Raw genomic sequence first — 13,291 nt, forward strand, 5'->3', positions numbered from 1 at the left:
TCCCATGGTTCCCCAGCTCGCTCTGGTCCCGGGCGAGCCTTCCGGGGTCGGCCCGGAACTCTGCGTCCGCCTGGCGCAGCAGCCGCGCGTTGATTGCCGGCTGCTGGCATTCGCCGACCCGGACACGCTGCGCGGCGCCGCCGCCGCGCTCGACCTGCCGCTGAACCTGCTGCCCGAGGACGCCGCCGCCACGGTGCCGGGCGACCTGCGCCTGCGCGCGGTGCGCAACGCCGCGCCGTCGCGCTTCGGCCAGCCCGACCCGGCCAACGCCCGTGCGGTGATCGACGCCCTGCTGGGCGCCGGCCAGGCCTGCCTGGCGGGCGAACTCGACGGCGTGGTCACCGGCCCGGTGCACAAGGCGGCGATCAACGACGGCGGCATCGCCTACAGCGGCACCACCGAACTGCTGGCCCAGCAGGCCGGGGTGGAGGTGGTGATGATGCTGGCCAACGCGCACATGCGCGTGGCCCTGGCCACCACCCACCTGCCGCTGCGCGAGGTAGCCGACGCCATCACCGCCGACCGCCTGCGCGCGGTGATCGCCACCACCCACGCCGCGCTGCGCCGCGACTTCGGCCTGGCGCGGCCGCGCATCGCCGTGCTCGGGCTGAATCCGCACGCCGGCGAGGATGGCCATCTTGGCCGCGAGGAACTGGACGTGGTCATCCCGCTGCTGCAACGGCTGCGCGGCGACGGCCTGGACCTGGCCGGGCCGCTGCCCGCCGACACCGCGTTCCTGCCAGCCAGGCTGCGCCGCTTCGACGCGGTGCTGGCGATGTACCACGACCAGGGCCTGCCGGTGCTCAAGTACAGCGGCTTCGAGCAGGCGGTGAACATCACCCTGGGGCTGCCCTACCCGCGCGTGGCCGTCGACCATGGCACCGCGCTCGACCTGGCGGGCAAGGGCACGGCCGATCCCTCCAGCCTGCAGGCCGCCACCGCGCTGTGTGCGCGGCTGGCCGCACACCGTAAAATCACCCGATGAATTCCTCCCACGCCCCGCGCGCCGGCGCCGGTTTCACCGCGCCGGCGAAGAAGCAGCTCGGCCAGCACTTCCTGGCCGACGCGCACTACGTCGAGAAGATCGTGCTGGCGGTCAACCCGCGGCCCGGCGACCGGCTGGTCGAGATCGGCCCCGGCCAGGGCGCCATCACCTTCCCGCTGCTGCGCCGGCATCCGCAGCTGACGGTGATCGAGTTCGACCGCGACCTGATCGCGCCGCTCACCGCCGCGGCCGCGCCGCTGGGCGAACTGACCATCGTCCACCGCGACGTGCTGCAGGTCGATTTCACCGAGCTGGCCGGCGGCGCGCCGATCCGGCTGGTCGGCAACCTGCCCTACAACATCTCCTCGCCGATCCTGTTCCATGCCCTGGAACACGCCGCGGCGATCAGCGACATGACCTTCATGCTGCAGAAGGAAGTGGTGGACCGCATGGCCGCCGCGCCCGGCAGCAAGGTCTATGGCCGCCTGAGCGTGATGCTGCAGGCCTGGTGCCAGGTCACCTCGCTGTTCGTGGTGCCGCCGGGCGCGTTCCGGCCGCCGCCGAAGGTGGACTCGGCGGTGGTGCGGCTGGTGCCGCGCGATCCGGCCACGGTCGGCATCGCCGATCCGGCGCACTTCGCCCGGCTGGTCAAGGCCGCCTTCGGCCAGCGCCGCAAGACCCTGCGCAACGCGCTGCACGGCCTCGTCGACGAGGCCGGTTTCGCTGCCGCCGGGGTGCGCAGCGACGCGCGCGCCGAGCAGCTGGACGTGGCCGAATTCATCGCCCTGGCCAACGCCACCGCTGCCTGACGTCCGCTCACACCGCTTTTGCTTACACTTGCCCGCATGGATGATTCCCGCCAGTACGCGATCGAGATCGAGGTGTCGCCTCGCTTCATCGACGAGCAGTCGGCGCCCGAGGACGGGCGCTACGCGTTCGCCTATACGATCCGCATCCACAACCGCGGCAGCGTGCCGGCGCGGCTGATCAGCCGCCACTGGCGCATCACCGACGGCAACGGCCGCACCGAGCACGTGGATGGCGACGGCGTGGTCGGCGAGCAGCCGCGGCTGCGCCCGGGCGAGGAATTCCGCTACACCTCCGGGGTCATGCTCGGCACCGAGCGCGGCACCATGCAGGGCCACTACGACATGCTGGCCGACGACGGCACCGAATTCGCCGCGCCGGTCGCGCCGTTCGTACTGTCCATTCCCAGGACCCTGCACTGATGGCGACTTGGGCGATCGGCGACCTGCAGGGCTGCTACGACGTCACCCAGCGGCTGCTGGAGAAGATCAACTTCGACCCAGCCGCCGACCGGCTGTGGTTCTGTGGCGACCTGGTCAACCGCGGCGGGCAGTCGCTGGAGACCCTGCGCCTGGTGCATTCGCTGCGCGAGCACAGCGTGGTGGTGCTGGGCAACCACGACCTGTCGCTGCTGGCCGTGGGCGCGCGCAGCGCCGAGGAGCAGCGCAAGGTCAACCCCGACCTGCAGCGCGTGGTGCTGGCCGAGGACCGCGACGTGCTGCTGGACTGGCTGCGCCAGCAGAAGCTGGTGCACGTGGACCGCGGCCTGGGCTGGATGATGTTCCATGCCGGGCTGGCGCCGAAGTGGACGGTGGCGATGGCCGAGCGGCATGCGCGCGAGGTCGAGCAGCAGCTGCACGGCAACGGCTACCGCAAGCTGCTGCGCAACATGTACGGCGACGGCCCCAGCTGGGCGCCGAACCTCACCGGCTACGACCGTTCGCGCGCGATCATCAACATCTTCACCCGCATGCGCTACTGCACGCCGCGCGCGCGCATCGGCATGGAAGACAAGGGCACGCCGGGCACGCAGCAGTTGGGCATGTACCCGTGGTTCGAAGTCCCGGGCCGGGTCGAGCGCGAACTGAAGATGGTCTGTGGCCACTGGTCGGCGCTGGGCCTGACCATCACCCAGGGCGTGCACGCCATCGACACCGGTGCGGTGTGGGGCGGCAAGCTCACCGCGCTGCAGCTGGACAGCGAGGAACTGCGCGTGGTCCAGGTCCCCGGCCGCGACGTGCCGGCGCCGGTACCCGGCGCGCATCCGCCACGGCGGCCACCGGCCGAGCGCCGGCCCGATGCCGGCGCCGAGGCGCAGGGTGAACGCCGCGAACGGCGCCGGCCACGCCGGCACCGGCCGCACGGCGGCGGCAACAATGGCAACAACAACAGCAGCAACGGCAACCCGACGGGCACGCCGGGCAACCACGGCGGCGCCACGCCCACGCCGTAAGCGCTCAGGCGCCGGGCTGCAGCACCTGGCAGGCCTCCAGGCAGTTGCCGTCGGCATCGTGGAAGCGGAAATACACCACGCCGTCGCCGCGCTCCAGTTCGCCGACACGCACGCCGCGGCGTTTCAACGTCGCGCAGGCCGCCGCCGCATCGGGCGTGGCGAAGATCGGAAACGCCCCCTGCGCGCGCGGATCCGGCGCCGGCCCGCCGGCCTGGCGCTGCCACAGGGTCAGGCTCGCGCCCTGCGCCAACGGCAGCACCGCCAGGCATTCGCCGGCATCCACGTACGTCGCCTGCAGGCCGAGTTTGGCGGCGTACCAGTCAGCGGCGGCCTGGTAATCGGCCACCGGCAGGACGAAGGTGTCGATCCGGTCGAACAGTGCGGTCATGCCCGTCTCCTGGGGTTGGAAGGTAGCTGCATCGGGTCGGCGGAACGGCATCGCTGGCACAACGGCGCAAACGACCGCGCTGCGACTACCCGGAAAGACCGGAGCGGGGCTCGCCCCGCTGGGCTTGTCCGGGGATGCCCCCTGCGGGGCACCCCGCGCCGCTACGCGGAACGCCGCAGGTAATGGGCGAAACGGAAGGCGAACGCATGCCGCGCATCGGCCGGATGCGGCTGGCTGTCCACTTCCCGCCACACGGCGGGGTCGACCTCGGGGAAATGGGTGTCGGCCGCGACCTCGGCATCCACCCAGGTCAGGTGCAGGTCGGTGGCCTGGTCGATCAGCAGCCGGTAGATTTCGCCGCCGCCGATCACGCACAGTTCGTCGGCAGCCTCCCCGGCGGCCATCTCCCGGGCCTGCTCCACCGACGCCACCGCGTGCATCCCGCGAACGGCACCTGCCCGCCACGGGTCAGCACCAGGTTGGTCCGGCCCGGCAGCGCGCGCCCGAGCGACTGCGCGGTCTTGCGCCCCATCAGGATCGGCTTGCCGAGGGTCAGCGCCTTGAAGTGCTTGAAGTCGTCGGGCAGGTGCCAGGGCATGGCGTTGTCGCGGCCGATCCCACGGTTGCGGTCCAGCGCGGCGATGAGCGACAGCTTCATCACACCGCCACCGGCGCCTTGATCGGCGGATGCGGGTCGTAGCCGTCGATGCGGATGTCGTCGTAGCTGAAGCCGAACAGGTCGGTCACTTCCGGGTTCAGCCACAGCGTCGGCAGCGCGCGGGGCGCGCGCGCGAGCTGTTCGCGGGCCTGTTCGAAATGGTTCGAATACAGGTGCGCGTCGCCCAGCGTGTGCACGAAATCGCCCACGCCCAGCCCGGTGGCCTGGGCCACCATGTGGGTCAGCAGCGCATAGCTGGCGATGTTGAACGGCACGCCCAGGAAGATGTCGCCGCTGCGCTGGTACAGCTGGCAGCTGAGCTTGCCGTCGGCCACGTAGAACTGGAACAGGGTGTGGCAGGGCATCAGCGCCATCTGCGGCAGCTCGCCCACGTTCCAGGCGCTGACCACCAGCCGCCGCGAGTCCGGGTTGCGCCGGATCTCGTCCAGCAGCCACTGCATCTGGTCGATCTGGCGGCCGTCGGCGGCGGCCCAGCTGCGCCACTGCCTGCCGTAGACCGGGCCGAGGTCGCCGTTGGCGTCGGCCCATTCGTCCCAGATGCCGACCTTGTTGTCCTTCAGGTAGGCGATGTTGGTGTCGCCCTTCAGGAACCACAGCAGCTCGTGGATGATCGAGCGCAGGTGCAGCTTCTTGGTGGTGACCAGCGGAAAGCCTTCGCCGAGGTTGAAGCGCATCTGCCAGCCGAACACGCTGCGGGTGCCGGTGCCGGTGCGGTCGGCCTTGTCGGTGCCGTGGTCAAGCACGTGCCGCAGCAGGTCCAGGTACTGCTTCATTCTTCGCCTCCGGCTAGTGACTTCATTCTTCGCCTCCGGCGAAAGGCTTCATTTTCCACCTCCGGCGCAGCGCTTCACGCCTTGTCCCCGGCCGGCACCGCCGGCTGCAGCGCAGGCGCACGCCGCGACATGGCCAGCAGCACCAGTCCGAGCACGATCAGCGGCAGGCTCAGCAGCTGGCCGCGGGTGAACCAGCCAAAGGCCAGGTAGACGCCGTTGTCGGGCATGCGCACGAACTCGACCAGGAAGCGGAAGCTGCCGTACATCAGCGCGAACAGGCCGGACACGGCGTAGCGCGGGCGCGGCTTCATCGAATACGCCCACAGCACCACGAACATCACCAGCCCTTCCAGCAGCGCTTCGTACAGCTGCGAGGGATGGCGCGCGTACTGGGTCAGCAGGCCGGCCGCATAGTCCTGGCGGATCTGCGCGGCCGACATCAGCTGCTCCATGGTCGGCAGACCGGCCGGCACGTCCTTGAGCGGCGCGTGCGGGAACACCACGCCCCAGCCGGCGTGGGTGAACTTGCCCCACAACTCGCCGCCGACGAAGTTGCCCAGCCGGCCGAAGCCCAGCCCCAGCGGCACCAGCGGCGCGACGAAATCGATGGTGTCGAAGTAATGCAGCGCGTGTTTGCGGGTCCACCACCAGCCGGCGGCCATGACCCCGAGCAGGCCGCCGTGGAAGCTCATCCCGCCCTCCCAGACGCGCAGCAGCAGCAGCGGGTTGTGCAGGAAATCGGCGGTGGCATAGAACAGCATGTAGCCGATGCGCCCGCCCAGCACCACGCCGAGCATGGCGTAGAACAGCAGGTCGGAAAACGCGTTCATGTCCACGCCCGGCAGGCGCCCGGCGCGGATGCGGATACGCCCCAGCCACCACGCGGCGGCGAAACCGAGCAGGTACATGATGCCGTACCAGTGCACCTTGATCGGCCCCAGGGAGAAGGCGATGGGGTCTATGTCGTGGAGATAGAGCATGCAGGCGGGTCCGGCGGACGAGTCCCTATTCTCGGGGCAGCGCCCGCGGGGCTCAACCGCCGCGTCACCCGAGCAGCCGCGGGCGGTCAGGCAACTCGTTGTCGCGCGGCGCGTCCGGATCGGCCGGAAAATGCTCGGCCAGCATTTCCGAGAGGGTTGCGATGGCCGCCAGTACCGCGGCCTCCAGGTCGCCTTCGCGCCGGCGGCGGCCGAAATCCTCGCAGACCTGGCGCCACCGCGCCGCGTCGATGCGCCCGTGCAGGCCACGGTCGGCCACGATCTCGACGGCGTGGTCGGCCAGCAGCAGGTAGAGCAGCACGCCATTGTTGTCGCGGGTGTCCCAGGTCCGCAGCAGCGCGAAGGCATGTTCGGCGCGTTCGCGCGGCGAGACCCCGCGCCACAATGCCGCCAGCGGCAGGTCGGACTCGACCGCGAACATCAGCTGGGCGGCGTGGCGGCGCTCGCCCTCGGCAATGGCGCGGGCGATGCGGTCCAGGCTGGCGGCGGGAAACCGCGCATGCGCCGACGGCGAAAAGACATGGCGCAACCAGCGCATCACCAGCTCCCCGAGGCGCCACCGCCTCCCGAACGCCCGCCGCCGGACCAGCCGCCACCGCCGAATCCGCCGCCACCGAAGCCACCGAAGCCACCGCCGCCAAAGCCGCCACTGCCAAAGCCGCCACCGCGGGCGAAGCCCCCGGGCGAGAGCCCACCCAGCGACAGGAAGAACGCCACCGCCGCGGCGACGCCGGCGCCGGCCAGCGACAGCAGCAGCCAGCCGGCACCCCCGGCCAGCAGCGCCGCCAGCAGGCCTTTGGCCGGCCGCGAGCGGCGCGCGAACAGCAGCCGCGCCAGCATCGAGGCGATGCCGCCGATGAACAGCGCGACGAAGAAGGTGGCGTCGCTGCCGCCGGGCTCACGGTTGCTGGCCACCGGCGCCGGCAGCGGCTCGCCGTCGATCAGCCGCACCAGCACCGCGGTGGCCTCGGCGATGCCGCCGGCATAGTCGCCGTTGCGGAAGCGCGGCACCAGGTATTCCTGGATCACCCGGTTGGCGATGGCGTCGGGAATCGCGCCCTCCAGGCCATAGCCCGGCTCGATGCGCACGCGGCGGTCGTCCCGGGCCACCACCAGCAGCACGCCGTCGTCCACGCCCTTGCGGCCGATGCCCCACTGCTCGAACACGCGGGTGGTGTACTGGGCGATGTCCTCCGGCCGGGTGCTGGGCACGATCAGGATCTGCAACTGGCTGCCCTTGCGCTGCTGCAGGGCCAGCGCCTGCTCCACCAGCGCCTGGCGCTGCGCCGCGTCCAGGGTGCCGGTGGTGTCGACCACCGGCGAGTCCAGCGGCGGGATCGGCGCCAGTTGCTGCGCCATGGCCGTGCCCGGCCCGGCCAGGCCGAGCAGGAACGCCAGCAGCAACAGGCGCAGCAGGCGGTTCATCGGCTCACTGCGCCGGCGCGGGTGCCGGCGGCGGGGTCTGCGGCTGCGGTTGCGGCCGGGTGCCGAAATCCACCGCCGGCGGCTGTGCGATCTGCGCTTCGTTGTCCACGCTGAAGTTCGGCTTGGCCTGGTAGCCGAACAGCTTGGCGGTGATCACCTGCGGGAACGAGCGGATGTAGGTGTTGTAGTCCTGCACCAGCTGGATATAGCGCCCGCGCGCCACGGTGATGCGGTTCTCGGTGCCTTCCAGCTGCGCCTGCAGGTCGCGGAAGTTCTGGTCGGACTTCAGCGTCGGGTAGTTCTCGCTGACCACCAGCAGCCGCGACAGCGCGCTGCCCAGTTCGCCCTGCGCCTGCTGGAACTGCTGCAGCGAGGCGGCATCGTCGGCGTTGACCTGGATCTGCCCGACCCGGGCGCGCGCATTGGTGACCTCGGTCAGCACCTGTCGCTCCTGCTGGGCATAGCCCTGCACGGTGTTGACCAGGTTGGGGATCAGGTCGGCGCGGCGCTTGTACTGGTTGAGCACCTCGGACCAGCCGGCCTTGACCGCCTCGTCCTTCTGCTGGATGGCGTTGTAACCGCAGCCGGAGATCGAGCCTGCCACGAGGGCAAGCAACACGAGGCGGAGGAAGGGGCGCATGGGCGGGTCCTGGTTGGCCGGAACCGCAAGCATGCCACCACTGCCGTGCAGCGTGTGCATACGACAGGGGCCGACGCGTGCCGGCCCCTGTGGGTAGCGCGCCGCCGGCACCCGGCCGGCGGCGGGCAACGGCTTACCAGTTGTCCGCGCCGGGGATGTGGTGCTGCCTGGCGTTGCGCCGCATCAGCAGGTTCAGCCACTCCACCATCACCGAGAAGCCCATCGCGGCATAGATGTAGGGCTTGGGCACGTGCAGGTCCAGGCCGTCGAGCACCAGCACCGCGCCGACCAGCAGGATGAACGCCAGCGCCAGCAGCTTGACGGTCGGGTTGGCGTCGATGAAACGGCCCAGCGGGTTGGCCGCCAGCAGCATCACCGCCACCGACAGCAGCACCGCGCAGACCATCACCGGGACGTGGTCGGCGATGCCAACGGCGGTGATCACCGAATCCAGCGAGAACACGATGTCGATGATCGCGATCTGCGCGATCACCGTGCCGAATGCGGCCGATGCCTTGGTGGTGGTCGGGTCCTGGTCCTCGCCGCCGCTGACCAGTTCGCGCACTTCCTTGATGCCCTTGTAGAGCAGGAACAGGCCGCCGACGATCAGCACCAGGTCGCGGATCGAGATGCCCATGCCGGCGACGGTGAACAGGTTGCTCTCCATGTGCGCCAGGTAGGCCAGCGACACCAGCAGCATGATGCGGGTGATGCAGGCCACGGCGATGCCGACCCGGCGTGCCAGCGGCCGGCGGTGCTCGGGCAGCCGGCCCACGGCGATGGAGATGAACACCAGGTTGTCGATGCCCAGCACGATTTCCAGCGCACTGAGCATGAACAGGGTGACCCATACGTTGGGGTCGGCAAGGAACTCAAAAGACATGCAGGCAATCCTTCAACAAAGACAATCCGCCGCGGTCGCGCGCGGCGGCGAGGTTCAGAAAATCCGGGGCACCAGGATCAGCCCCCAGCACAGCAGCACATTCATCATCATCACGAACACCGCTGCCGAGCCCATGTCCTTGGCGCGACCGGCCAGCACGTGGAACTCCGGGCCGTAGCGCTCGATCACCGCCTCGATGGCCGAATTGGCCAGCTCCATGGCCAGCACCAGCAGCAACGAGCCGACCAGCAGCACGCGCTCCACCGGGGTCTGCCCCAGCCACACCGCCACCGGGGCGAGCAGCACGAACAGGTACACCTCCAGCCGGAACGAGGATTCGTGCCGCCAGGCCGCGGTCAAACCCTGCCAGGACCAGACCGCCGCCTTGAGCACGCGCGCCGGGCCGCGCGGCAGGTTGCCCATTTCGTCAGCCATGCGCGCGGCCCTCGGTCGAGCCGGCGCGGGTGGCCGGGACGGGGCGGGAACGGGAAATATCCATGCAGGCGGCCGTGGCGATGAACAGCGCAGGATTCTGCCACACGCGCCCTGCCGGCGCCCTGTCGCCCGCTCGCACAGGCTCGCGGAGGCAGCCGTGCGCCGTCACGCCAGGGCGCCGGGGCCGCCACCGGCAGCGGCCGGGTCAGGGGGAGGCGGTGCCGTCCACGCCCTGCTCGGGCTGCGCGGCGTCGCGCGCGAAACGCACCGTCACCGTGGTGCCCCGCCCGGGCTCGCTCTGCAGCTCGATGCGCCAGCCGAAACGCTCGCACAGGCGATGCACGATCGGCATGCCCAGGCCGTGGCCCTGGCGCCGCTCCGGCTCGACCCGGAAGAACGGCTCGAAGATCCGCGCCAGCGCCTCGGGCGACATGCCGATGCCGGTGTCGCGCACCACCACCCGGTCGGCCTCCACGTAGGCATCGACGCGGCCGCGGTCGGTGTAGTTGCAGGCATTGCGCAGCAGGTTGCCGACCACCACGTGCAGGACCTGCGGCGGCACCCGCAGCGGGCTGGCGGCGGCGACATGGACTTCCAGTTCCACCGGCCGCCCGGCCAGGCTGCCTCGGGCATTGGCCGCCTCGTAGCGGACCACGTCGGCCACCTCGACCCACTCGGCCTGCGGCTCGATGTTGGCCTCGCGCGCCAGGATCAGCAGCGCGTCGATCAGCGCCTCCATGTCGCGGCCGGCGCGCTGGATGCGCTGCAGGCTGCGCTGCAGCCCCGGGCTCAGCTCCTGCGCGCCCAGCGCCATGTCGCTGGCCATGCGGATCACGGTCAGCGGCGTGCGCAGCTCGTGGCTGGCATCGCGGGTGAAATTACGCTCGCGCGCGACATGGTCGCCGATGCGCCCGGCCATGGTATGCAGGGCACCGGCCAGCTGCCGTACCTCGCCCTGCACGTCGGCCGGCAACCGCTCCGGCGCCAGTTCGCTCGCGTCCGGGTACAGCGGGTCCCACTGCGACACCCGCCGCGCCAGCCAGGTCACCGGCGACACCACCCGGTGCGAGACGTGGTAGGTCAACCACGATGCGCCATACACCGCCAGCAGGATCAGCAGCACCGGCACCACCCCGAACCAGAACGCCAGGTGCTGCGCCTGCGAGCGCAGGAACACCAGGTACAGGCGCCCGGCGGGCTTGTCGTCCACCAGCACCAGTTCGTCGGCGTCGCCGACCTCGTGGAAGCCCGGCGCCAGCCCGCGCAGGTCGGCGGGCAGGCTCAGCGGCGACTGCCCGGTCTCCAGCAGGTAGCCGCGGACATTGCTGGTGTTGGGCGGCGGCTGCACCGGCGAGGCCTGGTACAGCTCCCAGTAGTGCGCGGCCTCCTGCCTGAGCAGCGCGTTGACCAGGCCGAACTTGACCACCAGCAGCACCAGGTAGCCGCCCAGCAGCACCGCAAGGCCGGCCAGCAGTGCCTGCAGCATGAAAGCGGTCCTGATCTTGCGCGGCAACCCGTGCAGCATTGCGGTCCCGTGGTGGTCCAGTGCGGTTAGGGGAAGAGCACGCCGGCGCGGGCCGTGGTACGGCCCGCCCGGTCGCGATGGATCACGCTTCCCCGCATGCCTCAGCCCATCGGCTGGGCGATATCGGCAATACGGTAGCCCGCGCTCTGCACGGTATGCAGCAACGGCCGGTCGAACGGCTTGTCGATGATCTTGCGCAGGTTGTACAGGTGGCTGCGCAGGGTATCCGAGTCGGGCAGGCCGTTGCCCCAGATCTCGCGCTCGATTTCCTGGCGGGTCACCACCCGCGGCGATTCGCGCATCAGGATGGTCAGCAGGCGCAGGCCGATCGGCGACAACTGCAGCTCGGTGCCGGCGCGGGTGGCGCGCATGCTGACCGGGTCCAGCACCAGGTCGGCGACCTTGAGCACCTCGGCGCCCACCTGGCGGCGTTCGCGGCGGATCAGCGCGCGCAGGCGCGCTTCCAGTTCCTGGATGGCGAAAGGTTTGGTCAGGTAGTCGTCGGCGCCGAACCCCAGCCCGGTCAGCTTGTCGTCCAGGGTGTCGCGCGCGGTGAGCATCAGCACCGGGGTGGACTTGCGCGCCTCGTTGCGCAGGCGGCGGCACACCTCGATGCCGTCCAGCCGCGGCAGCATCAGGTCCAGCACCACCACGTCGTAGCTGTTTTCCGCCGCCAGCCGGTAGCCGTCCAGGCCATCGCAGGCATAGTCCACCTCGAATCCCTTGCTTTCCAGGTATTCGCCGATCATCTCGGAAATGTTGCGGTTGTCCTCGATGACAAGCACCAGTCCGGACGATTCCTTGGTCTGTCGCATGGAGCCTCCTCGTTCTTCAGCTTTGTGAAAGATGCCGTACCCCGAGTGGATCCCATGTGAAGAAACTAGGCCCTGTCGCCCGTGGTTCGCCGGACCGGTGCTGCACCTATGCTATGCGCGCCTTCCCACGGACCCGGACATGCCCGCCCCGCCCTTCACCGCCTATCTGTACCCGGTACTGCTGCTGGTCGCCAGCAACGTATTCATGACCATCGCCTGGTACGGCCATCTGAAGTACCGCTCGGCGCCGCTGCTGACGGTGATCCTGGTCAGCTGGGGCATCGCCTTTTTCGAGTATTGCCTGCAGGTGCCGGGCAACCGCCTGGGCGCGGCGGTCTATTCCGCGCCGCAGCTCAAGGGCATGCAGGAAGTGATCACGCTGGTGGTGTTCGCGGTGTTCTCCGCGGTCTACCTGGGGCAGCCGCTGAAATGGAACCATTGGGCGGCGTTCGCGCTGATCGTGGTCGCCGCGCTGCTGATGTTCAAGGAATGAGCCCGCGCGGCGGCGCCATGCCGCCGCACGGATGCCGCCGCCCCGGCGCTCAGTCCGCGGCCGGTGCCTTTTCAACCCAGGCGGCGAACACCTCGCCGATCCGGCGTTCGTCGACCGCCCGCCCCGCCTGCACGGCTTCGGCCTGGGTGAACAGCGGCACGATCATCGCCATGCCGTCGACCGGCGTCTTCAGCCGCGCGCCCGGCGCCTGGCCGAGGAAGCCGTCCCAGTGCCGGCGCACCCGCGCCCAGTAGCCGGCGGTGGCGTTCCAGTAGGCGCGGGCCGGGCTGAAATCCACGTCCGTGGTGCGCACGTAGTCGTTGAAACCGAACTCGCGCGCGATTTCGTGCTGCCCGCCATCGGCGTCGCGGCGTACCTTGGTGTTGAACTGTTCGTGGGTCCAGCCGTTGGGGGTCAAAGTGTGGCGGTTGACCATGGCCAGCGCGTTGTAGTCGCTGCGGCGGGTGTACTCGCGGCGTGGCAGGGGGCGCCAGCCCGGGTCGCTGGTCCAGCTGGGCACGCCGTTGTCGTAGCGCCAGCGACCGGTGCCGCAGTAGCGCGGCGCGTCGCTGACTTCGTAGACGCATTGGGTCCAGGCACCGCGGGTGAGGTCGGCGGGAAGCGCGCGCACCCGCCAGGTCTGGTCGGCGCTGAACTCGAAGCGCACCGGCGCTTCATAGGTCCAGTCCTGGCGCCAGTGCTTGGTGACGTGGCCGCTGGCCGGATCCACCAGCAGGTGCTGCAGCACGATGCGGGTGGGGGTGTCCTCGACCACGACCACCAGTTCGTTGCCGCCGCTGCGCATTGCCGGGGCGCGTGCGTAACCGGGCTGCAGCAGCACGGTTTCGTCGAAGGCGAAATCCACGGTGTACTCGCCCTGCATGCGCACGATGGTGTCGTGGTCGCGGACGGGGTCGGCGGGCGCGGCGACCGCGCCGGCACTGGCGGCGCAGGCCAGCAGCAGGCTGGCGCAATGCGGTTTCTTCATGGGT

General features: G+C 70.3%; 16 protein-coding genes and 1 pseudogene. 5 read left to right on the top strand and 12 right to left on the bottom strand.

The features are described from left to right. The first annotated feature begins 4 nt into the window (after window positions 1-4). The 4 genes from B1L07_12955 to B1L07_12970 are packed head-to-tail and all read left to right on the top strand — an operon-like array spanning window position 5 to window position 3,245. Window positions 5-985, top strand: a complete 981-nt coding sequence (locus tag B1L07_12955) for a 4-hydroxythreonine-4-phosphate dehydrogenase PdxA (GenBank protein ID AUZ55837.1) — start codon at window positions 5-7, stop codon at window positions 983-985. Further along, complete coding sequence (locus tag B1L07_12960) at window positions 982-1,794, top strand: 16S rRNA (adenine(1518)-N(6)/adenine(1519)-N(6))-dimethyltransferase (GenBank protein ID AUZ55838.1); 813 nt, start codon at window positions 982-984, stop codon at window positions 1,792-1,794. Before B1L07_12955 ends, B1L07_12960 begins: the two co-directional genes overlap by 4 nt. A gap of 36 nt (window positions 1,795-1,830) precedes the next feature. Beyond that, the gene (locus B1L07_12965) at window positions 1,831-2,214 is read left to right on the top strand and encodes a Co2+/Mg2+ efflux protein ApaG (GenBank protein ID AUZ55839.1); all 384 of its coding nucleotides are present in this window, start codon (window positions 1,831-1,833) and stop codon (window positions 2,212-2,214) included. After that, a complete protein-coding gene (locus tag B1L07_12970) occupies window positions 2,214-3,245 on the top strand; it encodes a bis(5'-nucleosyl)-tetraphosphatase (symmetrical) (protein AUZ55840.1) in 1,032 nt (343 codons plus the stop codon). The genes B1L07_12965 and B1L07_12970 overlap by 1 nt, the downstream gene beginning before the upstream one ends. Before the next feature lie 4 nt (window positions 3,246-3,249). Here the strand turns inward: B1L07_12970 and B1L07_12975 are convergent, their stop codons facing one another. From B1L07_12975 to B1L07_13025, 11 genes and pseudogenes are all read right to left on the bottom strand, one after another. Continuing rightward, a complete protein-coding gene (locus B1L07_12975; GenBank protein AUZ55841.1) occupies window positions 3,250-3,633 on the bottom strand; it encodes a hypothetical protein in 384 nt (127 codons plus the stop codon). A gap of 161 nt (window positions 3,634-3,794) precedes the next feature. Further along, window positions 3,795-4,291 (bottom strand): annotated as a pseudogene (locus tag B1L07_12980) (diacylglycerol kinase). Next, a complete protein-coding gene (locus B1L07_12985; GenBank protein ID AUZ55842.1) occupies window positions 4,291-5,085 on the bottom strand; it encodes a thymidylate synthase in 795 nt (264 codons plus the stop codon). Before B1L07_12985 ends, B1L07_12980 begins: the two are co-directional and overlap by 1 nt. Before the next feature lie 74 nt (window positions 5,086-5,159). Further along, on the bottom strand, window positions 5,160-6,065 hold the full coding sequence (locus B1L07_12990) for a prolipoprotein diacylglyceryl transferase (protein ID AUZ55843.1): 906 nt from the start codon (window positions 6,063-6,065) through the stop codon (window positions 5,160-5,162). 64 nt (window positions 6,066-6,129) lie between these two features. Continuing rightward, the gene (locus B1L07_12995; GenBank protein ID AUZ55844.1) at window positions 6,130-6,621 is read right to left on the bottom strand and encodes a hypothetical protein; all 492 of its coding nucleotides are present in this window, start codon (window positions 6,619-6,621) and stop codon (window positions 6,130-6,132) included. After that, window positions 6,621-7,508: a dehydrogenase gene (locus B1L07_13000; protein ID AUZ55845.1), complete on the bottom strand. Its 888-nt coding sequence runs from the start codon at window positions 7,506-7,508 to the stop codon at window positions 6,621-6,623. The genes B1L07_12995 and B1L07_13000 overlap by 1 nt, the downstream gene beginning before the upstream one ends. 4 nt (window positions 7,509-7,512) lie before the next feature. Beyond that, window positions 7,513-8,148 (bottom strand): LemA family protein, encoded by a 636-nt coding sequence (locus B1L07_13005; GenBank protein ID AUZ56601.1) that lies wholly within the window; start codon window positions 8,146-8,148, stop codon window positions 7,513-7,515. A 133-nt stretch (window positions 8,149-8,281) separates the two neighbouring features. Next, window positions 8,282-9,031 (bottom strand): hypothetical protein, encoded by a 750-nt coding sequence (locus B1L07_13010; GenBank protein AUZ55846.1) that lies wholly within the window; start codon window positions 9,029-9,031, stop codon window positions 8,282-8,284. Window positions 9,032-9,085: 54 nt separating this feature from the next. Further along, window positions 9,086-9,466 carry a diacylglycerol kinase gene (locus tag B1L07_13015; GenBank protein ID AUZ55847.1) on the bottom strand — a complete coding sequence of 127 codons (381 nt, stop codon included), beginning with the start codon at window positions 9,464-9,466 and terminating at the stop codon, window positions 9,086-9,088. A 205-nt stretch (window positions 9,467-9,671) separates the two neighbouring features. Then, a complete protein-coding gene (locus B1L07_13020) occupies window positions 9,672-10,991 on the bottom strand; it encodes a two-component sensor histidine kinase (protein AUZ55848.1) in 1,320 nt (439 codons plus the stop codon). 101 nt (window positions 10,992-11,092) lie between these two features. Further along, a complete protein-coding gene (locus tag B1L07_13025; protein AUZ55849.1) occupies window positions 11,093-11,806 on the bottom strand; it encodes a DNA-binding response regulator in 714 nt (237 codons plus the stop codon). Window positions 11,807-11,945: 139 nt separating this feature from the next. On the opposite strand from B1L07_13025, the gene B1L07_13030 reads away from it, so the two are divergent. Continuing rightward, entirely contained in the window at window positions 11,946-12,299 is a 354-nt protein-coding gene (locus tag B1L07_13030; GenBank protein ID AUZ55850.1) for a hypothetical protein, read from the top strand. A 49-nt stretch (window positions 12,300-12,348) separates the two neighbouring features. On the opposite strand, the gene B1L07_13035 is transcribed toward B1L07_13030, so the two are convergent. Beyond that, window positions 12,349-13,287 (bottom strand): hypothetical protein, encoded by a 939-nt coding sequence (locus B1L07_13035; protein ID AUZ55851.1) that lies wholly within the window; start codon window positions 13,285-13,287, stop codon window positions 12,349-12,351. Between the last annotated feature and the right edge of the window lie 4 nt (window positions 13,288-13,291).

It is taken from the genome of Stenotrophomonas acidaminiphila (genome assembly GCA_002951995.1).
GTDB lineage: Bacteria > Pseudomonadota > Gammaproteobacteria > Xanthomonadales > Xanthomonadaceae > Stenotrophomonas > Stenotrophomonas acidaminiphila_A.